This window comes from Streptomyces phyllanthi, assembly GCF_009377205.1.
Lineage (GTDB): Bacteria > Actinomycetota > Actinomycetes > Streptomycetales > Streptomycetaceae > Streptomyces > Streptomyces phyllanthi.
This window is the reverse complement of sequence record NZ_VJZE01000082.1, coordinates 1-21,001: the sequence shown is the minus strand read 5'-3', so window position 1 is coordinate 21,001 and position 21,001 is coordinate 1. Positions and strand designations below refer to the sequence as shown.

Sequence of the window (21,001 nt, the reverse complement as noted above, 5' to 3'; positions counted from 1 at the left end):
TCGCCCCCCTCAAGGAGCCTCAGCAGCCCCTCAGGACTTCGGCTTGAACGTCTTCGTGAAGGTCCGCCACGTGTCCTTGCGCAGCTCGCTGCCCCACTTGGAGGCCTTGGCCGTGTACATCAGCGCGTGCCCCTGGTGTGAGTTGACGATGAAGCCCCGGTCGATCGTCCGGTACTTCGTGCCGCCCTCCACATAGGTGAACTCCCAGTCGGCCGTCTTCCAGTCGCGGAAGTCCACCTCCTCTATGCGGATCCGCTGGTACTGCGAGCGCGTCATGTAGCGCTCCTGGCTCTTCCAGTCCGCCACCGGGTCGTTCGGGGGCGTGGACGTCCAGGCGACCAGCAGCTTCTGCCCGTCGGGACCGGTGAACCGGGCGCCCGCGGCATCCGTCGACTGGTACTTCCACCCCTTCGGCAGCCCTATGGAGAAGCCCTGCGTGCTCTTGTACGTCTTCTCCGCGATGTCGTCCGAACCCGAGCCGCCACCGCTCCCGCTGTTCCCGCCGCTCCCGGAACCACTCGACGTGCCCGCACCGCTCTCCGCGCTCGCCGAACCGCTCGCCGATGCACCCGAGCTCGAGGCGGGCTCCGTCTTGTCGGCCTCCGTACGGGTGCCGGAGTCCTCGTCCGTGCTGCTGCTCGCGGACACCCCGCTGGACGCGGCCGACCTGGTGTCACGGCTGGATGAGTCCGACCCGCTGTCGTCACCGAAGGTCAGCGCGAGCACGGTCCCGAGCACGACCACCGCCACGGCGACCGCGATGATGATCAGTGTCCGCCGCGGCACCACATCGGTGATCGGTGCTCTGGGGACGGGCCGCGGCGGCAGGTCCGGCGGCGGAACCTCCGGCCAGCCCGAAGTCCGGCCACCGGCAGTCGAGCCGGCCACCTGCGTGGCGGCATCATGGGCCCCGGCGGCCTGACCACGGGACGCCTGGCCCCCGGACCCACCGGCCTGCCCGGTCGCAGCCGCCCCGGACGCGACAGACCCGGACCCGACAGACCCGGACGCAGCAGACCCGGACCGGCTACCGGCCTTGCCGGCCACAGCAGTCCCGGCCCCGGCACCGGCTCCGGCGCCCGATCCGGCCCTCGCTTCCGAACCCGATCCGGCCCCGGTGTCAGACCCGGCATCGGAACGGCCCCCGGAACCCCGCTCGGAACCAGGCCCGGCCCCGCGCTCGGAACCAGTCTTGGCACCGGTCCCGGACCCTCGCTCGGGCCCAGCCCCGGAACCCCGCTCGGAAGCGGCCTCGGCTCCGGCCGTCGCCGCCCCTGAGGCTTCCTCCGCATCGGCCCTGCCCCGGGTTCCGGCCGCCGCCGTGCCCGCCGCGGCTCCCGTCGCGGCCTTCCGCATGGAACGCAGCGCACCGCGCCACCGCTCCGCCACCTCACCCGGCTTGGTCCCGGAACCGGAGCCGCCCGAACCTGCCTTCCCCGACCGCTCCTCCGGCGCCGGCGGCAACGCCACGACCCGCGTGGCGTCCATGGGCTCCGGCTCGGCCGGCTTGGGTTCGGGTGCGTGGATGACCTTGTTGAGCAGCGCCCGCGCCCCCGCCTCGTCCAGCCGCTGCTGGGGGTCCTTGGCGAGCAGCCCGTAAATCACGTCCTTCAGCGGCCCCGCGCTCTTCGGCTCGGGGACCGGCTCGGTCATCACGGCCGTCAGTGTCGCTATGGCCGAGCCCTTGTCGTACGGCGGCACGCCCTCGACCGCCGCGTACAGCAGGCCGCCGAGCGACCAGAGGTCCGCCGCGGGGCCGGGCTTGTGACCGCGTGCCCGCTCCGGCGAGATGTACGAGGGGGCGCCGACGAGCATGCCGGTCGAGGTGATGGACGGGTCGCCCTCGACCTGGGCGATGCCGAAGTCGGTGAGGACGACCCGGCCGTCCTCCTTGGAGATCAGCACGTTGGACGGCTTCACGTCGCGGTGCAGGATGCCCTCGCGATGGGCGGCGCGCAGTACGTCGAGGATCGCGAGGCCCACCTCGGCGGCGCGCTTCGGTTCGAGGAGCCCGTCCTCGCGGATGACCTCGGCGAGGGACTTGCCCTCGATGAGCTCCATCACGATCCATGGCCGGTCGTCCTCGTCGACCACGTCGAAGACCGTCACCGCACCGTTGTTGCGGATCCGGGCGATCGCCTTGGCCTCACGCAGCGTGCGCGTGATCAGCCGCCGCTTCTCGTCCTCGTCGATGCTCGACGGGAACCGCAGCTCCTTCACGGCGACCGTCCGGCCCAGTGTCTCGTCCTTGGCCCGCCACACCGTGCCCATGCCGCCGCGGCCGAGGACCCCTCCCAGCCGGTACCGCCCGGCGAGGAGACGTCCGCTCTCGTCCCGACGGGATGCCCCGCCCCGCTCCGCCTCCGACATGCGTCCCCTCATGCAACCCGCCCTGACAGAGCCTCCATTGTCCCTCACCCGACAACCGCCCCACGCCCAGGGTGTCCCTTGCGGCGGCACCACCGCCGCCCGGGGCGACCCGGACCAGGCACCTCACCTCCCCTCGGTCACCACCAACCCCTCACCCTCACTCCCCCAAGCCCACTTCACGCAGCTCAGGGCCGTCCCGCATGATGGCCCGCGAAAGAGAGGACCGTGATGGCACCGTCGCGCAGGACACTCCTGGCCGTACCCGTGTCCCTGGCCCTCCTCTGTCTGACGTCCGTCGGCTCACAGGCCCACGTCGCCCCGCCCTCGGACGCACTCCTTCCGCTCCTCGTCACCAAGGGCGGAGCTCCCGCCGCAGCCCTTCTCGCACAGGAGGAGGGCCGCACCCGGTTCACCCACGCCGAGTCCACGAGCACGCCGCACACCACACCCACCGGCGAGGACCGCCCTGGCGCCGGACCCCTCACCCTCACTCTCAGCGGAACCCGCACCCGCAGCGACGCCACCACCGCCCCGGCCATCCGCCGGGCCGACCACTTCAGGGCGGGCAGCATCACCAAGACGTTCATCGCCACGGTCGTGCTGCAACTGGCCGCCGAGCACCGGCTGTCCCTGTCGGACACCGTCGACGAGCACCTGCCGGGCCTGGTGCACGGCGCGGGCAACGACGGCCGTACCGTCACCCTGCGCGCCCTGCTCACCCACACCAGTGGCCTCGCCGACTACACCGCCGACACCGGGGGCACCGTCCCCGTGACCCCACGTCAGGCCGTACGCACCGCCCTCACCCACCCTCCGGCGGCCCTCGGCCGCTTCTCGTACTCGAACACCAACTACGTCCTGCTCGGCATGGTCATCCAGCAGGTCACCGGCCACTCGTACGCCACCGAGGCCGAGCGCCGCATCCTCGCTCCCCTCCGACTCACAGGCACCTCGTTCCCCGGTGCCCGCTCCTCGCTGCCCGACCCGCACGGTCGTGCGTACGCCGCCGACGGCACCGACGTCACCGATCTCGACCCGCGCGTGGCCGGAGCGGCGGGCGAGCTGGTCACCACGCTCACCGACCTGAACCGCTTCTACGCGGCCCTGTTGCACGGCGACCTGCTTCCGCCCCGCCAACTGCGCGAGATGCTCGACACCCATGCCGCACATGGCGAGTACGGCCTGGGGCTCTACCCCGTGGAACTCCCGTGCGGCACCACGGTGTGGGGACACAACGGCCATATCTCCGGCAGCTACGTGCGCACCGCAGCCACCGTCGACGGCCGTCACGTCCTCACGTTCCGCGTGAACACGGACGCGGTCGCAGATCCCGGACTCGAAGCCGCCCTGCTCTCCGCCGAGTTCTGCCCCCGCATCTCGTAGAACGGCCGGGTTCCGAGCAGAGATCCCAGCCCACGACACCCGTTCGAGTGATATCGACGGTTCCCGACGGCGCCTCGACCCGCAGCTCGACAGGCCTCGACCCACCCGCGAACAGGCCTCGACCCACCCGCGGACAAGCCTCGACCCGCCCGCGGACAGGCCTCAATGCACCCGGACAGGCCTCGGTGCACCCGCGCGGTCCCGCTACAACGGCACTATGTCCGGCGCCCCCAGCCGAGCCGCGTCGGCGGTCAGGTCGTCGGGCTGGCGCTGCGACTCCCGCTCGGCCTCCACCCGCTTCCGGTAGTGCTCGACCTCGCGCTCGATCTGGTCCTCGTCCCAGCCGAGCACGGGAGCCATCAACTCCGCGGCCTCGCGTGCGCTCCTCGTCCCCCGGTCGAACGTCTCGATCGAGATCCGCGTCCGCCGCGTGAGCACGTCGTCCAGATGCCGCGCCCCCTCGTGCGAGGCCGCGTAGACGACCTCGGCCCGCAGATAGTCCTCGGCCGCGGGCAGGGGCGCCCCCAGTGAGGGATCGGCCACGATCAGGTCGAGCACCTCCTCGGCCATCGCCCCGTACCGGTTCAGCAGATGCTCCACGCGCGCCACGTGGAGCCCGGCCCGCGCCGCTATCCGCGCCCGCGCGTTCCACAGCGCCCGGTATCCCTCGGCCCCGAGCAGCGGCACGTCCTCGGTGACGCACTCGGCGACCCGCTGGTCGAGCCCGTGCACGGCCGCGTCCACGGCGTCCTTGGCCATGACCCGGTACGTCGTGTACTTGCCGCCCGCCACCACCACGAGCCCCGGCACCGGATGGGCCACGGTGTGCTCGCGCGACAGCTTGCTGGTGGCGTCCGACTCGCCGGCGAGCAGCGGCCGCAGTCCCGCGTACACACCCTGTACGTCGTCGCGGGTGAGCGGCACCGCCAGCACCGAGTTCACATGCTCCAGCAGGTAGTCGATGTCCGCGCTGGAGGCCGCCGGATGGGCCTTGTCCAGGTCCCAGTCGGTGTCCGTGGTGCCGACGATCCAGTGCCGCCCCCAGGGAATGACGAACAGCACGGACTTCTCGGTCCGCAGGATCAGACCGGTCGTCGAGTGGATCCGGTCCTTGGGCACGACCAGATGGATGCCCTTGGAGGCCCGTACGTGGAACTGGCCCCGCTCGCCCACCATCGCCTGTGTGTCGTCGGTCCACACGCCGGTGGCGTTGACGACCTGCTTGGCGCGGATCTCGTACTCCCCGCCCCCTTCGACGTCCTGCACCCTGGCCCCGACGACGCGCTCGCCCTCGCGCAGGAACCCGGTCACACGCGCGCGGTTGGCGGTCTTCGCGCCGTACGACGCCGCCGTGCGCACCAGGGTGGCCACATAACGGGCGTCGTCCATCTGGGCGTCGTAGTACTGCAGGGCGCCGACCAGGGAGTCCTTCTTCAGACAGGGGGCGACGCGCAGGGCGTGGCGGCGTGTCAGGTGGCGGTGCACGGGAAGGCCCCGACCGTGTCCGCGCGCCATCGACATGCCGTCGTACAGCGCGACGCCCGAGCCCGCGTACAGCCGCTCCCAGCCCTTGCGCTGCAGCGGGTAGAGGAACGGGACAGGCTTCACCAGGTGGGGTGCCAGCCGCTCCAGCAGCAGACCGCGTTCCTTCAACGCCTCGCGTACGAGCGCGAAGTCGAGCATCTCCAGATAGCGCAGGCCGCCGTGTATCAGCTTGCTGGACCTGCTGGAGGTGCCCGACGCCCAGTCGCGCGCCTCGACCAGTCCCGTGGACAGACCTCGCGTCACCGCGTCGAGCGCCGTGCCCGCACCGACCACGCCCGCGCCCACGACCAGCACGTCCAGCTCGCGCTCGGCCATTGCCGCCAGTGACTCGGCGCGCTGTGCCGGCCCGAGTGTCGCTGTCCTCACCGCTGCCTCCCGCTGTTGTGTCGCGCTGGTCTCACCCGTCGGGCAAGACCTTGCTCACATCCCCCATGCCCAGAATTCTGACGGCCTTGCCCAACTCCGGCCACCACCCGCCGTCCGCCTGTGGACAACTCTCGGGGACGCGCGGAGAAAGAGAGCCAGTCAATCCCGCAAATCGGTCATATTTACTCCTAGTCTGACATTGCGCTCGCCCATCCTGTCCACAGGGCTTGCGCGACTGTCCCGCTTCGGTTACTGGGAAGGACGGCTCATTTCCATGCCCGCAGATCTCGCCGTCATCGGACTCGGTCATCTCGGCCTTCCGCTGGCCCGGGCCGCCGTCGCCGCCGGCATCCCCACACTCGGGTATCGGGCCGGCCCCGAGAGCGGCTCCCTCGCCCCGGCCGAACTCCGCCGTATGCTCGCCCAGGGCTTCCGGCCCGCCCCCGGCTCCGCCGAACTGGGCCGCGTCCGTACGGCGGTCATCTGCGCCCCGACCTCGTGCGGCGCCGACGGCACGCTCGACCTCACCCACGTGGCCGAAGCCGCCCGCGTCCTCGCCGCACGCCTGCGCCCGCACACCACGGTGATCCTGGAGTCCCCCGTGTACCCCGGCACCACGGAGGAATTCCTGCGCCCGCTCCTCGAAGAGGGCTCAGGACTGCGCGCGGGCAGCGACTTCCACCTCGCGTACTCACCGGGCAGGGCCGACCCGGGCAACCGCGACTTCGGCCCCGCCAACACCCCCAAGGTGATCGGCGGCCTCACTCCCGCATGCACCGAGTCGGCCGCCGCCTTCTACGGGCGCCTCACCGACAAGGTGGTACGCGCGCGTGGGCCGCGCGAGGCGGAGACCGTGCAGCTCCTGGAGACGAACTACCGGCACGTCAACATCGCCCTCGTCAACGAGATGGCCGTCCTGTGCCACGACTTGGGCGTCGACCTGTGGGACGTCATCCGCTGCGCCGAGACCAAGCCGTTCGGCTTCCAGGCCTTCCGCCCGGGCCCCGGCGTCGGCGGCCACGGCGTCCCCCAGGACCTGGCGAGCCGCGCGCCCCGGTCCCTGCGAATGGTCGAACTGGCCCAGCGGGTCAACGACCGCATGCCCCAGTACGTCGTCCAGCGCGCCGCCACACTCCTCAACGAGCACGGCAAGTCGGCCCGCGGTGCGCACGTACTGCTCCTGGGGGTCACCTACAAGCCCGATGTGGCCGACCAACAGGGCACCCCCGCGCGCGAGATCGCCCATCGCCTGATGGAGCTCGGCGCCTCACTCGGCTACCACGACCCGTATGTCCCCGCCTGGAGCGTCCTGGACCGCCCCGTCCCGCGCGCCGACTCGCTCTACGAGGCCGCCGCGGACGCCGATCTGACGATCCTGCTCCAGCAGCACCGCACGTACGACCTCCAGGGCCTGTCCGCCAAGGCACAACTCCTGCTGGACACACGCGGAGCGACACCCACCGGTTCGGCTCACCGGCTCTGAGGCCGCGTCCGGCTCCGGGGAGCCGGAAAAACCGACACCCCGTTGTCGGTGGCGGCTGCTAGTGTGCGGGGCCGTTGTCGTACACGAGTGCGGCCACGTCCGCCGCACCCGGATGCGGTCGGCATTCACACATCATCGGGGGATCCAGCATGAGCCAGTCCACGCCGCCGTCCCAGCCCGCCGAGGGCAACCCGTACGCCGGGCAGCCCACCGACGGCAACCCTTACGCGGCACAGCAGCCCACGGGCGGCAACCCGTTCGCACAGCAGCCCGCCGGGGGCAACCCGTTCGCGGGCCAGCAGCCCGGCTTCGTGCCCCCGGCCCCGCCCGCGCCGCGCCGTGGCAACGTCACCGTCGGCATCGTGGCCGCGGTCGTCGCGGCCCTGGTCACCGCCGTCATCTACGGCGTCATCATCGGCAAGACCGAGCACGAGATCGGTTACGCCGCGATCGGCGTCGGCTTCGTCGTCGGCTTCGCCGCGGGCAAGCTCGGCGGCAGCAACCCCGTCCTGCCCGTCGTGAGCGCCGTGATATCCCTGGGCGCGATCTACGCGGGCCAGCTCACGGGGTACGCGGTGTGGGCCGCCGACGAGACCGGCACCTCCGTCACGACGATCTTCACCGAGCAGTTCAGCGTGCTGACCGACGTCTGGAAGGAAGGGGCCGACGCCATGACCTTCCTCTTCCTGGCCATCGGCGCCTTCGCTGCCTTCTCGGGCGCCAAGAAGGCCGCCGACTGACGACCCCGCGGACGACACCGTCGTACGGCGAAGGGGCCCGGCCCACCACGAACGGTGGGCCGGGCCCCTTCGTCCCGCGGGCGGGGCGGTCAGCGCCTGTGCACCGAGTCCGCCACCGTCACCTCGACCCGCTGGAACTCCTTGAGCTCGCTGTAGCCGGTCGTGGCCATGGCGCGGCGGAGGGCACCGAAGAAGTTCATCGAGCCGTCCGGGGTGTGCGAGGGGCCCGTCAGGACCTCCTCGATCGTGCCGACGGTGCCGAGGTCGACCTTCTTGCCGCGCGGCAGCTCCTCGTTGACGGCCTCCATGCCCCAGTGGTGGCCCTTGCCGGGCGCGTCCGTCGCGCGCGCGAGCGGGGAGCCCATCATCACGGCGTCGGCACCGCAGGCGATCGCCTTGGGGAGGTCACCGGACCAGCCGACGCCGCCGTCCGCGATGACGTGCACATACCTGCCGCCGGACTCGTCCATGTAGTCGCGCCGGGCGGCGGCGACATCGGCGACCGCGGTCGCCATGGGCACCTGGATGCCCAGCACGTTGCGCGTGGTGTGCGCGGCGCCGCCGCCGAAGCCGACGAGGACACCGGCCGCGCCCGTGCGCATCAGGTGCAGGGCCGCCGTGTACGTGGCGCAGCCGCCCACGATCACGGGGACGTCCAGCTCGTAGATGAACTGCTTCAGGTTCAGCGGCTCGTGCGAGCCCGAGACGTGCTCCGCCGACACCGTCGTACCGCGGATGACGAAGATGTCCACGCCGGCGTCGACGACCGCCTTGGAGAACTGGGCCGTGCGCTGCGGGGAGAGCGCGGCGGCGGTGACCACGCCCGAGTCGCGCACCTCCTTGATGCGCGCGCCGATCAGCTCCTCCTTGATCGGAGCCGCGTAGATCTCCTGGAGGCGGCGGGTCGCGGTCTCCGGGTCCAGTCCGGCGATCTCGTCGAGCAGCGGCTGCGGGTCCTCGTGCCGCGTCCAGAGGCCCTCGAGGTTCAGTACGCCGAGGCCGCCCAGCTCGCCGATGCGGATGGCCGTGGCCGGGGAGACGACCGAGTCCATGGGGGCGGCCAGGAAGGGCAGCTCGAAGCGGTAGGCGTCGATCTGCCAGGCGATCGAGACCTCCTTCGGGTCCCGGGTACGGCGGCTGGGGACGACGGCGATGTCGTCGAAGGCGTACGCCCGGCGGCCGCGCTTGCCCCGCCCGATCTCGATCTCAGTCACTGTGTGGCCTTTCCCTCTGCGTTTCAGCGCCTCCCAGTATCCCCGACGCCTACGACAAGGGCGGTCCCGGAGCCTTTCGGGACCGCCCTTGGACGTGCGGCACGCGTACGCGTGGAGGCCGGTCTCAGCCCCGGCTGGTGTAGTTCGGCGCCTCGACCGTCATCTGGATGTCGTGCGGGTGGCTCTCCTTGAGGCCCGCCGAGGTGATCCGCACGAAGCGGCCCTTGGACTCCATCTCGTCGATGGTGGCGGCGCCGACGTAACCCATGGTCTGGCGCAGACCGCCCACGAGCTGGTGCAGGACGTTGGCCAGCGGACCGCGGTAGGGCACCTGGCCCTCGATGCCCTCGGGCACCAGCTTGTCGTCCGAGGCCACCTCGGCCTGGAAGTAGCGGTCCTTCGAGTACGACCTGCCCTGACCGCGGGACTGCATGGCGCCGAGGGAGCCCATGCCGCGGTACGACTTGAACTGCTTGCCGTTGATGAAGAGCAGCTCACCGGGCGACTCCTCGCAGCCCGCGAGGAGGCTGCCGAGCATCACGGTGTCGGCACCGGCGGCCAGGGCCTTGCCGATGTCCCCGGAGTACTGCAGGCCACCGTCGCCGATCACGGGAACGCCGGCGGCACGGGCCGCGAGGCCCGCCTCGTAGATGGCCGTGACCTGCGGGACGCCGATGCCGGCCACCACACGGGTGGTACAGATCGAGCCGGGGCCGACGCCCACCTTGATGCCGTCCACACCGGCGTCGATCAGCGCCTGGGCGCCGTCACGCGTGGCGACGTTGCCGCCGATCACGTCCACGGCCACGCTCGACTTGATCTTCGACATCCAGCTGAGCGCGTTGCTGTTGTGGCCGTGCGAGGTGTCGACGACGAGGAAGTCCACGCCGGCCTCGGCCAGCGCCTGGGCCCGCTCCAGTGCCTCGGGGCTGGCGCCGACGGCGGCACCCACGAGCAGTCGGCCCTCGGCGTCCTTCGCGGCGTTCGGGTACTTCTCGGCCTTCACGAAGTCCTTGACCGTGATGAGGCCCTTGAGGACGCCCGCGTCGTCGACCAGGGGAAGCTTCTCGATCTTGTGACGGCGCAGCAGGTCCATGGCGTCGTGGCCGGAGATCCCGACCTTGCCGGTGACCAGGGGCATCGGCGTCATGACCTCGCGGACCTGGCGCGACCGGTCCGTCTCGAAGGCCATGTCGCGGTTGGTGACGATGCCGAGCAGCTTGCTGTTGCCGTCGGTGACCGGGACACCGCTGATGCGGAACTTGGCGCACAGGGCGTCGGCCTCGGCCAGCGTGGCGTCCGGGTTCACCGTGATCGGGTCGGTGACCATGCCGGACTCGGAGCGCTTCACCAGGTCGACCTGGTTGACCTGGTCCTCGATGGAGAGGTTGCGGTGCAGCACGCCGACGCCGCCCTGCCTGGCCATCGCGATCGCCATGCGGGACTCGGTCACCTTGTCCATCGCCGCCGAGAGCAGCGGGATGTTCACACGCACGTTGCGCGACACACGGGACGAGGTGTCGACCGCGTTGGGCAGCACCTCGGATGCGCCCGGAAGCAGCAGCACGTCGTCGTAGGTCAGCCCGAGTGTCGCGAATTTCTCGGGCACTCCGTCGACGTTGGCAGTCATGACACCTTCTCCAAATGGCCTTGATCGGTGCGGATGTCCATGCTAACGGGAAGCGGAGGTGTCTCATTCCATGACGGAGAGCACCCTTTGGCTTCGTAAGTTCGTACGGTCCAGGCGTCGCCCCCGTTCACAAGCGCACCGGAAGCGGTCGGGAAAGCCCCTCCAGGAGGCCGGGGGAAAGCCTCCGTGAGAGCCCGCCTACTGCTCCGCCAGCGCCCGCAGCCGGCTCAGCGCCCGGTGCTGTGCCACCCGGACGGCGCCCGGTGACATGCCCAGCATCTGCCCCGTCTCCTCGGCCGTGAGGCCCACCGCGATCCTCAGCAGGAGCAGCTCCCGCTGGTTCTCCGGAAGGTTGGCCAGGAGCTTCTTGGCCCACTCTGCGTCGCTGCTCAACAGCGCCCGCTCCTCCGGGCCCAGCGAGTCGTCCGGCCGTTCGGGCATCTCGTCCGAGGGAACGGCCGTCGAGCCCGGATGGCGCATCGCGGCCCGCTGCAGATCGGCGACCTTGTGGGCGGCGATGGCGAAGACGAACGCCTCGAAGGGCCGTCCCGTGTCCTTGTAGCGCGGCAGCGCGAGGAGGACGGCGACGCAGACCTCCTGCGCGAGGTCCTCGACGAAGTGACGGGCATCACCCGGCAGGCGGGAGAGCCGCGTACGGCAGTAGCGCAGGGCCAATGGATGGACATGAGCGAGCAGATCGTGCGTGGCCTGCTCGTCTCCGTCGACAGCGCGATGAACGAGCGCACCGATCACCGTCGTCTCGTCATCGCGCATCGGTCCATGGTGCCCTGAGGCTGTCCGCCCCGTGGCACCGTGCCCGATGTTGTGCACCGAAGCGTTATGAGCAGGTGCGCCGGAACTCATCTCCTGCGCCCTCCCCTTCCGCTCGTCCGACTCGTCCCCGAGGAACTCCACACCTCAAGGATGCGGCATCGGCGGCGAAACGAGCAGCGGGCACCCGGCGGGTCGGTTTGCCGCTGCCGTCCATCGCGCGGTACACACCCCCGCTCACCTCGCGGTAAGCGCTTCCGCTCGACTTTCGGACAGCAACCCCGCCCGCCTGGCGGCAGGCGGGGATTCTCGTACCCCCGCTACGGCCCACCTAGCGAACCAGGCCCCACCGGAAGCCGAGCGCCACGGCGTGCGCGCGGTCGGAGGCGCCGAGCTTCTTGAACAGCCGCCGGGCGTGCGTCTTGACCGTGTCCTCGGAGAGGAACAGCTCGCGGCCGATCTCCGCGTTCGACCGGCCGTGGCTCATGCCCTCGAGGACCTGGATCTCACGCGCCGTGAGCGTCGGGGCGGCCCCCATCTCGGCCGAGCGCAGTCTGCGCGGGGCGAGCCGCCAGGTGGGATCGGCGAGCGCCTGCGTCACCGTGGCGCGCAGTTCCGCGCGCGAGGCGTCCTTGTGCAGATAGCCGCGGGCCCCGGCGGCGACCGCGAGGGCCACACCGTCCAGGTCCTCGGCGACGGTGAGCATGATGATGCGCGCACCGGGGTCGGCGGACAGCAGCCGCCGTACGGTCTCGACGCCGCCCAGACCGGGCATGCGTACGTCCATCAGAATCAGGTCCGAGCGGTCGGCGCCCCAGCGGCGGAGGACTTCCTCGCCGTTGGCCGCCGTCGTCACGCGCTCGACGCCGGGCACGGTCGCGACCGCGCGGCGGAGCGCCTCTCGGGCAAGCGGGGAGTCGTCGCAGACGAGGACGGATGTCATGGCCGCCCTCCGCAGCTGATGCGCGTCACCTTGAGCCTCCAGGCTGGTACGAATCGTCACCTGTGCGGTCGACACTCGCGAGCGGACTCGAGACGCCTTGCCCGAGCGCTTGGTCCTTCAACCGCCTCCGCACTCTCAACGACGGTCACTCGAAAGAGTTACGGGACACTGAGCCACCTTCGGCACTCTACGTGAGGGCCCGGACACGGTGCAGACATGCGCAGCGGACCCTCAACGTTTCATCACAACCTATGCCCCATTCGGGCCGATTTCTTCCCGTTTAGTAGCGTCTTTGGCTAGATTCGTAATGAGTCATATTTTCATCTCCTTAGACCGCGGATGCATGGCCGTGGCCACCACCTCTCCGCCCAGAACGGCAACAAGGGGACAACGCAATGGCAGATTTCTCCCGCCTTCCCGGGCCCAACGCGGATCTGTGGGACTGGCAGCTCCTCGCGGCCTGCCGCGGGGTCGACAGCTCGCTCTTCTTCCATCCGGAGGGCGAGCGCGGTGCCGCACGGAGCGCTCGCGAGAACTCGGCCAAAGAGGTCTGCATGAGATGCCCCGTCCGCGCGGAGTGCGCGGCCCACGCCCTGGCGGTGCGCGAGCCTTACGGCGTGTGGGGAGGACTGACCGAGGACGAGCGCGAAGAGCTCATGGGGCGGGCGCGTCACCGGCTGGTGTCAGCGTCGACGACGGGGAACGAGACCACTCCGAGCACCTGAAGGAACGTTTCTGCAAGCCGCGGGGACTCCGCTCCGCAACGCACAACGGCCCCACACCGCACGCGTCGGCCACGCGCGCGTGCCCTTGTTCCTCTGTTCTCCGTCCCCCCAATGCCCTACCCGGTCCTCTCAGGACGCCCCTACCGCCCGGCCGCCCTCGCCAGCTGCTCCAGCGTCGCGGCCACCGTCGGCACCTGAGCCAGGTCCGGCAGGGTGAGCGCGACGATCTCACGGCGCACGGCGGGCTCCACCGCGATCATCCGCACCCCTTTGGCCCGTACGGACTCGATGGCCAGCTCCGGCAGAACCGCCACACCGAGACCCGCGCCGACCAGGCCGACGACCGCCGGGTAGTCGTCGGTCGCGAAGTCGATGCGCGGCGTGAAGCCCACTCCCTCGCAGACTTCGACCAGGTGTCCCCGGCACCGCGGGCAGCCCGCGATCCACGACTCTCCGGCAAGCGCGCCGATGGCGACGGCCTTCGTACGGGACAGCCGGTGCCCCTCGGGTACGAGCCCCACGAGCCGGTCGGTCAGCAGGGGCCGTACGACGAGGTCGTCCCACTCGTCGGCCCCCGCCGCCCCCTCGTACCGGAACGCGAGCGCGACATCGCAGTCGCCCGCGCGGAGCATCTCGACGGACTTCGGCGGTTCCGCCTCCTCCAGGGAGACCCTGGTCCCGGGGTGTGCTGCGCGCAGCGCCGCGAGCGCGGTGGGGACGAGAGCGGAACTGCCACTGGGGAAGGAGACGAGGCGCACTCGCCCGGCCCTGAGACCGGCGATGGCGGCGACCTCCTCCTCGGCGGCCGTGAGCCCGGCGAGAATCCCGGCCGCGTGCCGAACCAGCGCCTCCCCGGCCTGCGTCAGCCTCATCGCGCGACCGCTCCGGATGAGCAGCGGTGTGCCCACGGAAGCCTCCAGGGCCTTCATCTGCTGGCTGACGGCGGGCTGGGTGCAGCCGAGCTCGCGCCCCGCCGCCGAGAAGGAACCGGTGGTGGCGACGGCGCGCAGAACGCGGAGATGACGGGCCTCGATCACCCTCCGAGCATAAGTGACCCTTGGGTACAGAGCCGGATATCACGTCGACGCTTTGACCGGCTTCGCCTAGCGTGCCCGTCATGAAGATTCTGTCTTTGAACGTGGGCCGCCCCAGGACCGTGGACCACCCGGACCTGCCAGGGCATGTGACCGGTATCGACAAGCAGCCGGTGGAGGGGCCTCTGCGGATATCCGCACCCGGCCCCAAGGGAGTGGGCGGCAGCGGGGTCGCCGGGGACGCGGTCTGCAACAAGCAGCATCACGGCGGCGACGACCAGGCCGTGTACGCGGTCGCGCGCGAGGACCTCGACGGCTGGGAGCGGGAACTGGACCGCACCCTGCCCAACGGCGCCTTCGGCGAGAACCTCACCACCGAGGGCCTCGACGTGTCCGGCGCGCTGATCGGGGAGCGCTGGCGGATCGGCGCCGACGTGGTCCTGGAGGTCACCTGCGGCCGCATCCCCTGCCTGAACTTCCAGGTGCACCTCGGCGAACGGGGCTGGGTCAAACGCTTCACACGGAAGGGTGCGCCCGGGGCGTATCTGCGGGTCGTCGAGCCGGGTGAGATCCGGGCCGGCGACCCCGTCGAGATCGTCCACCGCCCGGACCACGAGGTGACGGTGGCCCTCCAGTTCCGGGCCGTCATGACGGAGCGCGCACTACTGCCCCGGCTGCTGGCGGCGCGGGACGCGCTGCATCCGGAGGCGCTGAAGGAGGCGGAGAAGTACGTGGCGAAGTACGGGGGCGGGGAGAGACAGACGGGAGGGTGAGCGGCCCGGGCGCGTGGGAGGGATCCTTCCGCCTCCTTCCCGCAGCCCGGTCCCCGCACGACTCCTAGGGGGAAACCCCGGTGGAAGGGCCGGGGAGGATCGGGGGCCGGTCAGGGCCGTTCCCCGATGTTCGCAGGCCGGCGAACCGGGACTCTCGAATCATGTCTCGGCTCAAGCGGGTCCTCATCGTTCTCGGCTCGGTCGTCACGGTCGTGGCGCTGGCGGTCGGCGGCCTGTTCACCTGGTGGTGGACAGGTGCCGACGTCAGCACGGTCGGCAAGGAGCCGTTCGGCAACGCGTTGTCGATACCGCCGCTGGCGAAGTCGTACGTCGACAAGGACGGCACGCGCGTCTTCGACCTGCGTATGCAGGCGGGCGAGACGGAGTTCGAGAAGGGCCGCGCGACGCCGACCTGGGGGTTCAACGGCTCCTATCTCGGCCCGACGCTGCGCGCGGAGCGCGGTGAGAAGGTCCGCGTCCGTATCGGCAACGGGCTCGACGAGGCCTCCACCGTCCACTGGCACGGCATGCACCTGCCCGCGCGGATGGACGGCGGACCGCACCAGATGATCGCCCCCGGCGCCACCTGGAGTCCGCGGTGGACGGTGGACCAGCCGGCCGCGACGCTCTGGTACCACCCACACCCGCACGGAGCGACCGAGCAGCACGTACGGCGCGGTCTGGCGGGCATGTTCCTGCTCGACGACGAGAAGTCGGAGCGGCTCGATCTGCCGGAGAGGTACGGCGTGGACGACCTGCCCGTCATCGTGCAGGACGTGCGCTTCGACGGCGCCCGGTTCGCCGAGGGGCACGGGACCATGCAGGACGTGGGCTTCCTGGGCGACCGCACCATGGTCAACGGCACCCTGAGTCCCTACCGGGAGGTCCGCGACGAGCTGATACGGCTGCGGTTGCTCAACGCCTCGACGGCACGCACGTACGACTTCGGGTTTCCGGACGGCCGGGCCTTCTCCCTGATAGCGACGGACGGCGGCCTGCTGGAGCGCCCCGCCGCCATGGACCGGGTCCAGCTCTCCCCCGGTGAGCGGGCCGAGATCGTCGTCCGTTTACGGGCGGGCGAGCGCGTGGTGCTGCGCAGCTTCCCGCAGGACAACTACGGGGACGCCTGGCAGCGGCGGTTCGCCGGCGGTGACGACTCCTTCGACGTACTGGAGCTGCGGGCCGCCGAGCGTCTGCGGCCGTCACCCGAACTGCCGTCCGTGCTGGCCGAGTCGGAGACACCCGACGGCAAGGACGCGGTACGCGGTCGCCACTTCGATCTGAAGAGGTCCGGGATCAACGGCCGGGCGATGGAGATGAGCCGTGTCGACGAGACGGTCACCCGGGGGACCACGGAGGTCTGGACGGTCCGCAACGGCAACGGCATGCCGCACAACTTCCATGTGCACGACGTGCAGTTCCGCGTCATGGAGGTGAACGGCGCCGCCCCACCGCCCGGGCTGCGCGGACCGAAGGACACCGTGTTCCTACCGAACGGCACCACCATGAAGCTGGCCCTGCGCTTCGACGGACCGGCGGATCCCGACACGCCGTACATGTACCACTGCCACCTCCTGTTCCACGAAGACCAGGCGATGATGGGCCAGTTCGTGGTGGTGGAGAAGGGGCAGCGGCCGGGCGCACCGTCGGATCACGCGAGGCGGGAGCACCACTGAGCGGGCCAAGGCCGGGGCGGGGCTCGGCGGTCGGCGGCCGTGATCGGTGCGGAGCGGGGAAAGGACAGGTGAAGGCCGGTACAGGGGGCGGGTTCGCACAGTCCGGGTCACTAATCTTGCGTCATGACAACGGCTCTGATTACGGGATCGACCGCGGGTATCGGTGCCGCCTTCGCTCGGCGGCTGGCGGCTGACGGCCACAACCTCGTCCTGGTGGCGCGTGACACGAAGCGGCTGCGCGAGCAGGCGACCGAGTTGCACGATCGGCACGGCATCGAGGCGGAGGTGCTGACGGCGGATCTGGCGACGGACGACGGCATCGAGGCGGTGGAGAAGCGCCTGGCCGATCGCAAGGACCCGGTCGACCTGCTGGTCAACAACGCGGGCTTCGGGAACAAGGGCCGTTATCTCGACGTACCGATGGCCGACGAGCTGAAGATGCTCAAGGTGCACTGCGAGGCGGTGCTCCGGCTGACCTCGGCGGCGACGGAGGGGATGCGGGAGCGGGGCCGGGGCGGGGTCGTCAATGTGGCGTCGGTGGCCGCGTTCCTGCCGCGGGGCACGTACGGCGCGTCCAAGGCGTGGGTCGTGCAGTTCACGCAGGGCGCGGCGAAGGACCTGGTGGGGAGCGGCGTGCGGTTGATGGCGCTGTGCCCCGGGTTCGTCCGCACCGAGTTCCACGAGCGGGCCGGCATGGGCACGGACAACATCCCCGGATGGATGTGGCTGGACGCCGACAAGCTGGTCACCACGGCGCTTGCGGATCTGGCGCGCGGCAAGTCGCTGTCCGTCCCCGACCCCCGGTACAAGACCCTGATGGGCGTGGTGAAGGTGCTGCCGCGGGGGCTGCTCGGTGGGATCAGCTCCAGGACGGGGCGGAAGTACGGGCCTCAGTAGGCCGGGGCAGACGGCCTCGGTGAGGGAGTGGCGCGCGGAGGTGGCGCCGCGCCCCCGGTGGGAAAATGGGCATATCAGCCCGACCAGGGGGGCCGGGAGGCGGTGTCATGACGTTCGTGCAGCTCATCGACTGCAAGACCAGCCGGTTCGACGAGATGAACAGGCTTCTGGACACATGGGTCGAACAGACCAAAGGCAAGCGGACCGCCACGCACAGCATCATCGGCAAGGACCGGTCCGACGACTCGCACCTCATCGAGATCGTGGAGTTCCCGTCGTACGAGGAGGCGATGCGGAACTCGAACCTTCCGGAGACCGACAGGGTCTTCCGGGAGATGGTCGCGCTGTGCGACGAGATGCCCACGTTCACCGATCTCGACGTGGTGCGGGACGAACAGCTGTACGCGGCGAACGCCCGGAGACTGCTGGAGACGATAGCCACGAAGGGCGATCTGCCTCCGCTCAACGACCTGATGGCGGAGAACTACCACGACCACGATCCGGCAAATGAGCAGGACAACATCGGGCTGGACGCGATCCGGCGCGAGATGGAGATGTGGCGGAACGGCTTCGACTTCGAGTTCACCGTCGAGGACCAGATCTCCCAGGGTGACCGGGTGTGCACGCGGTGGACGTGGGGCGGGACCCACAAGGGCGAGTTCCTGGGCATAGCGCCCACGGGCAGGAAGGTCCGCATGACCGGCACGACGATCTGGCGGTTCCAGGAGGACGGGAAGATCGTCGAGGGCTGGTGGCAGTACGACCGCCTGGGACTGATGGCTCAGCTCGGAGCGCTCGACGCGCTGGAGACCTGACCGCGAGAACCGGACTTCCCGACCTCCCGTACGAGACCTGACCTCCGTATGGGAGAAGCCCCCGTTTCCGGCGACGGGGACGGGGGTCTCGACCTCACAACGAGGGGGCAGATCGTCAGGCGTCCGGCACGGTCCAGTCCCGGGCGGGCTCAGCGTGCCCGCCACGATCACCTACAGGAACACCGGCATCCTGGGCCGTTTCATCCGGTACTCGCGCGGCAGTGCGTCGTGCCCCACGAGACCGGTGCGGATGCGCGAAGACGCTGGACAGCACCGAGGCCCGGCTCCCCCGGATACCGGGGGAGCCGGGCCTCAGGATGGCCTGCCTACGTTCGTCAGTGGGCGTGGCCGTGGCCGTGACCAGCGGCGGCCGGCTCCTCCTCTTCCTTCTTCTCGACGACCAGGGTCTCGGTCGTGAGGAGGAGGGAGGCGATGGAGGCGGCGTTCTCCAGGGCGGAGCGGGTGACCTTCACCGGGTCGATGACGCCGGCCTTGACCAGGTCGCCGTACTCGCCGGTGGCGGCGTTGTAGCCGTTGCCCTTCTCGAGCTCGGCGACCTTGGAGACGATGACGTAGCCCTCCAGGCCGGCGTTCTCGGCGATCCAGCGCAGCGGCTCGACGGCGGCCTTGCGGACGACCGCGACACCGGTGGCCTCGTCGCCGGACTTGTCGAGGTTGCCCTCGAGGACCTTGACGGCGTGGACGAGCGCGGAGCCACCACCGGAGACGATGCCCTCCTCGACCGCGGCGCGGGTCGCGGAGATGGCGTCCTCCAGACGGTGCTTCTTCTCCTTCAGCTCCACCTCGGTGGCGGCGCCGACCTTGATCACGCACACGCCGCCGGCCAGCTTGGCGAGGCGCTCCTGGAGCTTCTCGCGGTCCCAGTCGGAGTCGGTGTTCTCGATCTCGGCCTTGATCTGGGCGACGCGGCCGGAGACCGCCTCGGCCTTGCCACCGCCGTCGACGATGGTGGTGTCGTCCTTGGTGACGGTGACGCGGCGGGCGGTGCCGAGCACGTCCAGGCCGACCTGGTCGAGCTTGAGGCCGACCTCCTCGGCGATGACCTCGCCGCCGGTGAGGGTGGCGATGTCGCCGAGCATGGCCTTGCGGCGGTCACCGAAGCCGGGGGCCTTGACGGCCACCGCGTTGAACGTGCCGCGGATCTTGTTGACGACGAGGGTCGACAGGGCCTCGCCCTCGACGTCCTCGGCGATGATCAGCAGCGGCTTCGAGGCGCCCGCCTGGATGACCTTCTCCAGCAGCGGCAGCAGGTCCGCGATCGCGGAGATCTTGCCCTGGTGGATGAGGATGTACGGGTCCTCCAGGACGGCCTCCATGCGCTCCTGGTCCGTCACGAAGTACGGCGACAGGTAGCCCTTGTCGAAGGCCATGCCCTCGGTGAAGTCCAGCTCAAGACCGAAGGTGTTGGACTCCTCGACGGTGATGACACCGTCCTTGCCGACCTTGTCCATCGCCTCGGCGATGAGCTCGCCGACCTGCTGGTCCTGGGCGGACAGCGCGGCGACGGCGGCGATGTCGGACTTCTCGTCGATCGGGCGGGCCGAGGCGAGCAGGTCCTCGGAGACCGCGGCGACGGCGGCGTCGATGCCCTTCTTCAGGGCGGCCGGGGAGGCACCGGCGGCGACGTTCTTCAGGCCCTCGCGCACGAGCGCCTGGGCGAGCACGGTGGCGGTGGTGGTGCCGTCACCCGCGATGTCGTTGGTCTTGGTCGCCACCTCCTTCACCAGCTGGGCGCCGAGGTTCTCGTACGGGTCCTCGACCTCGACCTCGCGGGCGATGGTCACACCGTCGTTGGTGATGGTGGGGGCGCCGAACTTCTTGTCGATGACGACGTTGCGGCCCTTGGGACCGATCGTCACCTTGACGGTGTCGGCAAGCTTGTTGACGCCGCGCTCGAGGGCGCGACGGGCGTCCTCGTCGAACTTCAGGATCTTCGCCATGGGAGCGTTGGCCCTCTCGGAAATCTAGAGGTGATCTATCGGTGAACGAGCCGCGCCCCCGGCGCCCGGCTGATGAATGCTCGCGGGGGGCCAGGGGCGCAGCTGTGTAAGCAAAACCGGTTGTGTCCGGGTGAATTACTTCTCGATGATCGCGAGCACGTCGCGAGCCGAGAGGACGAGGTACTCCTCGCCGTTGTACTTCACCTCGGTGCCGCCGTACTTGCTGTAGAGCACGACATCGCCGACCTTGACGTCGAGCTCGACGCGCTTGGCGTCCTCGATGCGGCCCGGGCCCACGGCGAGGACGACGCCCTCCTGGGGCTTCTCCTTCGCGGTGTCCGGGATGACCAGGCCAGAGGCCGTGGTCTGCTCGGCGTCCAGCGGCTGGACCACGATGCGGTCCTCGAGCGGCTTGATGGCAACCTTGGAGCTGGCGGTCGTCACGATCCGACCTCCCCCTTCGGAGATCTCACGGGGTTAACTGTCTGAGGTGGCGACCAGGTCGATCCGTCGTCGCGGGTGCCGGACCTGCCCGTCGCGTTGTTGGCACTCTCCAGGGGGGAGTGCCAGACCTGAGACTATGACCGCGATTAGCACTCGGTCAAGCGGAGTGCCAATTGCCTGCGGCGCGGCGCGGGTCCTTGGGGGCGCTGTGGGTGTTCTTCGGGTGCGGTG

At 70.3% G+C, this 21,001-nt stretch carries 17 protein-coding genes; 8 read left to right on the top strand and 9 right to left on the bottom strand.

Translation table 11 applies throughout. The annotated features are described in order from the left end of the window. Nucleotides 1–30: 30 nt before the first annotated feature. Nucleotides 31–2,370, bottom strand: coding sequence for a serine/threonine-protein kinase (locus FNH04_RS14780; protein ID WP_152784280.1), 2,340 nt, complete (start codon nt 2,368–2,370; stop codon nt 31–33). A gap of 228 nt (nt 2,371–2,598) precedes the next feature. On the opposite strand from FNH04_RS14780, the gene FNH04_RS14775 reads away from it, so the two are divergent. Then, complete coding sequence (locus tag FNH04_RS14775; protein WP_152784290.1) at nt 2,599–3,753, top strand: serine hydrolase domain-containing protein; 1,155 nt, start codon at nt 2,599–2,601, stop codon at nt 3,751–3,753. Between the two features lie 204 nt (nt 3,754–3,957). Here the strand turns inward: FNH04_RS14775 and FNH04_RS14770 are convergent, their stop codons facing one another. After that, nucleotides 3,958–5,664 (bottom strand): glycerol-3-phosphate dehydrogenase/oxidase, encoded by a 1,707-nt coding sequence (locus FNH04_RS14770; protein WP_322723074.1) that lies wholly within the window; start codon nt 5,662–5,664, stop codon nt 3,958–3,960. A 274-nt stretch (nt 5,665–5,938) separates the two neighbouring features. Between FNH04_RS14770 and FNH04_RS14765 the strand changes: the two genes are divergently transcribed. Together FNH04_RS14765 and FNH04_RS14760 are read left to right on the top strand one after the other, a co-directional pair. Next, on the top strand, nt 5,939–7,147 hold the full coding sequence (locus FNH04_RS14765; RefSeq protein WP_152784277.1) for a nucleotide sugar dehydrogenase: 1,209 nt from the start codon (nt 5,939–5,941) through the stop codon (nt 7,145–7,147). A gap of 149 nt (nt 7,148–7,296) precedes the next feature. Next, complete coding sequence (locus FNH04_RS14760; protein WP_152784275.1) at nt 7,297–7,887, top strand: hypothetical protein; 591 nt, start codon at nt 7,297–7,299, stop codon at nt 7,885–7,887. An 89-nt stretch (nt 7,888–7,976) separates the two neighbouring features. Here the strand turns inward: FNH04_RS14760 and FNH04_RS14755 are convergent, their stop codons facing one another. From FNH04_RS14755 to FNH04_RS14740, 4 genes are all read right to left on the bottom strand, one after another. Next, nucleotides 7,977–9,101 carry a GuaB3 family IMP dehydrogenase-related protein gene (locus FNH04_RS14755; RefSeq protein ID WP_322723073.1) on the bottom strand — a complete coding sequence of 375 codons (1,125 nt, stop codon included), beginning with the start codon at nt 9,099–9,101 and terminating at the stop codon, nt 7,977–7,979. A 124-nt stretch (nt 9,102–9,225) separates the two neighbouring features. Continuing rightward, on the bottom strand, nt 9,226–10,731 hold the full coding sequence (gene guaB, locus FNH04_RS14750; RefSeq protein ID WP_152784271.1) for an IMP dehydrogenase: 1,506 nt from the start codon (nt 10,729–10,731) through the stop codon (nt 9,226–9,228). Nucleotides 10,732–10,929: 198 nt separating this feature from the next. After that, nucleotides 10,930–11,505: a sigma-70 family RNA polymerase sigma factor gene (locus FNH04_RS14745; RefSeq protein ID WP_060901477.1), complete on the bottom strand. Its 576-nt coding sequence runs from the start codon at nt 11,503–11,505 to the stop codon at nt 10,930–10,932. Between the two features lie 328 nt (nt 11,506–11,833). After that, on the bottom strand, nt 11,834–12,445 hold the full coding sequence (locus FNH04_RS14740) for a response regulator transcription factor (protein ID WP_003948568.1): 612 nt from the start codon (nt 12,443–12,445) through the stop codon (nt 11,834–11,836). A 395-nt stretch (nt 12,446–12,840) separates the two neighbouring features. Between FNH04_RS14740 and FNH04_RS14735 the strand changes: the two genes are divergently transcribed. After that, entirely contained in the window at nt 12,841–13,170 is a 330-nt protein-coding gene (locus FNH04_RS14735; protein ID WP_152784269.1) for a WhiB family transcriptional regulator, read from the top strand. 140 nt (nt 13,171–13,310) lie between these two features. On the opposite strand, the gene FNH04_RS14730 is transcribed toward FNH04_RS14735, so the two are convergent. Next, a complete protein-coding gene (locus FNH04_RS14730; RefSeq protein WP_322723071.1) occupies nt 13,311–14,207 on the bottom strand; it encodes a LysR family transcriptional regulator in 897 nt (298 codons plus the stop codon). Between the two features lie 80 nt (nt 14,208–14,287). On the opposite strand from FNH04_RS14730, the gene FNH04_RS14725 reads away from it, so the two are divergent. The 4 genes from FNH04_RS14725 (at nt 14,288) to FNH04_RS14710 (ending at nt 18,365) form a co-directional block, all read left to right on the top strand. Then, a complete protein-coding gene (locus tag FNH04_RS14725; RefSeq protein WP_152784265.1) occupies nt 14,288–14,977 on the top strand; it encodes an MOSC domain-containing protein in 690 nt (229 codons plus the stop codon). Nucleotides 14,978–15,138: 161 nt separating this feature from the next. Then, on the top strand, nt 15,139–16,653 hold the full coding sequence (locus FNH04_RS14720; RefSeq protein ID WP_152784263.1) for a multicopper oxidase family protein: 1,515 nt from the start codon (nt 15,139–15,141) through the stop codon (nt 16,651–16,653). Between the two features lie 123 nt (nt 16,654–16,776). Then, entirely contained in the window at nt 16,777–17,550 is a 774-nt protein-coding gene (locus FNH04_RS14715) for an SDR family NAD(P)-dependent oxidoreductase (protein WP_152784261.1), read from the top strand. A gap of 107 nt (nt 17,551–17,657) precedes the next feature. After that, nucleotides 17,658–18,365: an ester cyclase gene (locus FNH04_RS14710; protein WP_152784259.1), complete on the top strand. Its 708-nt coding sequence runs from the start codon at nt 17,658–17,660 to the stop codon at nt 18,363–18,365. Between the two features lie 335 nt (nt 18,366–18,700). Here FNH04_RS14710 and groL read toward each other — a convergent pair whose 3' ends face one another. Continuing rightward, nucleotides 18,701–20,326 (bottom strand): chaperonin GroEL, encoded by a 1,626-nt coding sequence (gene groL, locus FNH04_RS14705; protein ID WP_152784257.1) that lies wholly within the window; start codon nt 20,324–20,326, stop codon nt 18,701–18,703. A 135-nt stretch (nt 20,327–20,461) separates the two neighbouring features. Beyond that, nucleotides 20,462–20,770, bottom strand: a complete 309-nt coding sequence (gene groES, locus FNH04_RS14700; protein WP_131567147.1) for a co-chaperone GroES — start codon at nt 20,768–20,770, stop codon at nt 20,462–20,464. Nucleotides 20,771–21,001 lie beyond the last annotated feature (231 nt).

What these genes read in the sequence shown, in the direction of transcription:
- FNH04_RS14780 (WP_152784280.1), bottom strand. Translation starts at nt 2,370, where the DNA reads ATGTCGGAGGCGGAGCGGGGCGGGGCATCCCGTCGGGACGAGAGCGGA.
- FNH04_RS14775 (WP_152784290.1), top strand. Translation starts at nt 2,599, where the DNA reads ATGGCACCGTCGCGCAGGACACTCCTGGCCGTACCCGTGTCCCTGGCC.
- FNH04_RS14765 (WP_152784277.1), top strand. Translation starts at nt 5,939, where the DNA reads ATGCCCGCAGATCTCGCCGTCATCGGACTCGGTCATCTCGGCCTTCCG.
- FNH04_RS14760 (WP_152784275.1), top strand. Translation starts at nt 7,297, where the DNA reads ATGAGCCAGTCCACGCCGCCGTCCCAGCCCGCCGAGGGCAACCCGTAC.
- guaB (WP_152784271.1), bottom strand. Translation starts at nt 10,731, where the DNA reads ATGACTGCCAACGTCGACGGAGTGCCCGAGAAATTCGCGACACTCGGG.
- FNH04_RS14745 (WP_060901477.1), bottom strand. Translation starts at nt 11,505, where the DNA reads ATGCGCGATGACGAGACGACGGTGATCGGTGCGCTCGTTCATCGCGCT.
- FNH04_RS14740 (WP_003948568.1), bottom strand. Translation starts at nt 12,445, where the DNA reads ATGACATCCGTCCTCGTCTGCGACGACTCCCCGCTTGCCCGAGAGGCG.
- FNH04_RS14735 (WP_152784269.1), top strand. Translation starts at nt 12,841, where the DNA reads ATGGCAGATTTCTCCCGCCTTCCCGGGCCCAACGCGGATCTGTGGGAC.
- FNH04_RS14725 (WP_152784265.1), top strand. Translation starts at nt 14,288, where the DNA reads ATGAAGATTCTGTCTTTGAACGTGGGCCGCCCCAGGACCGTGGACCAC.
- FNH04_RS14720 (WP_152784263.1), top strand. Translation starts at nt 15,139, where the DNA reads ATGTCTCGGCTCAAGCGGGTCCTCATCGTTCTCGGCTCGGTCGTCACG.
- FNH04_RS14715 (WP_152784261.1), top strand. Translation starts at nt 16,777, where the DNA reads ATGACAACGGCTCTGATTACGGGATCGACCGCGGGTATCGGTGCCGCC.
- FNH04_RS14710 (WP_152784259.1), top strand. Translation starts at nt 17,658, where the DNA reads ATGACGTTCGTGCAGCTCATCGACTGCAAGACCAGCCGGTTCGACGAG.
- groL (WP_152784257.1), bottom strand. Translation starts at nt 20,326, where the DNA reads ATGGCGAAGATCCTGAAGTTCGACGAGGACGCCCGTCGCGCCCTCGAG.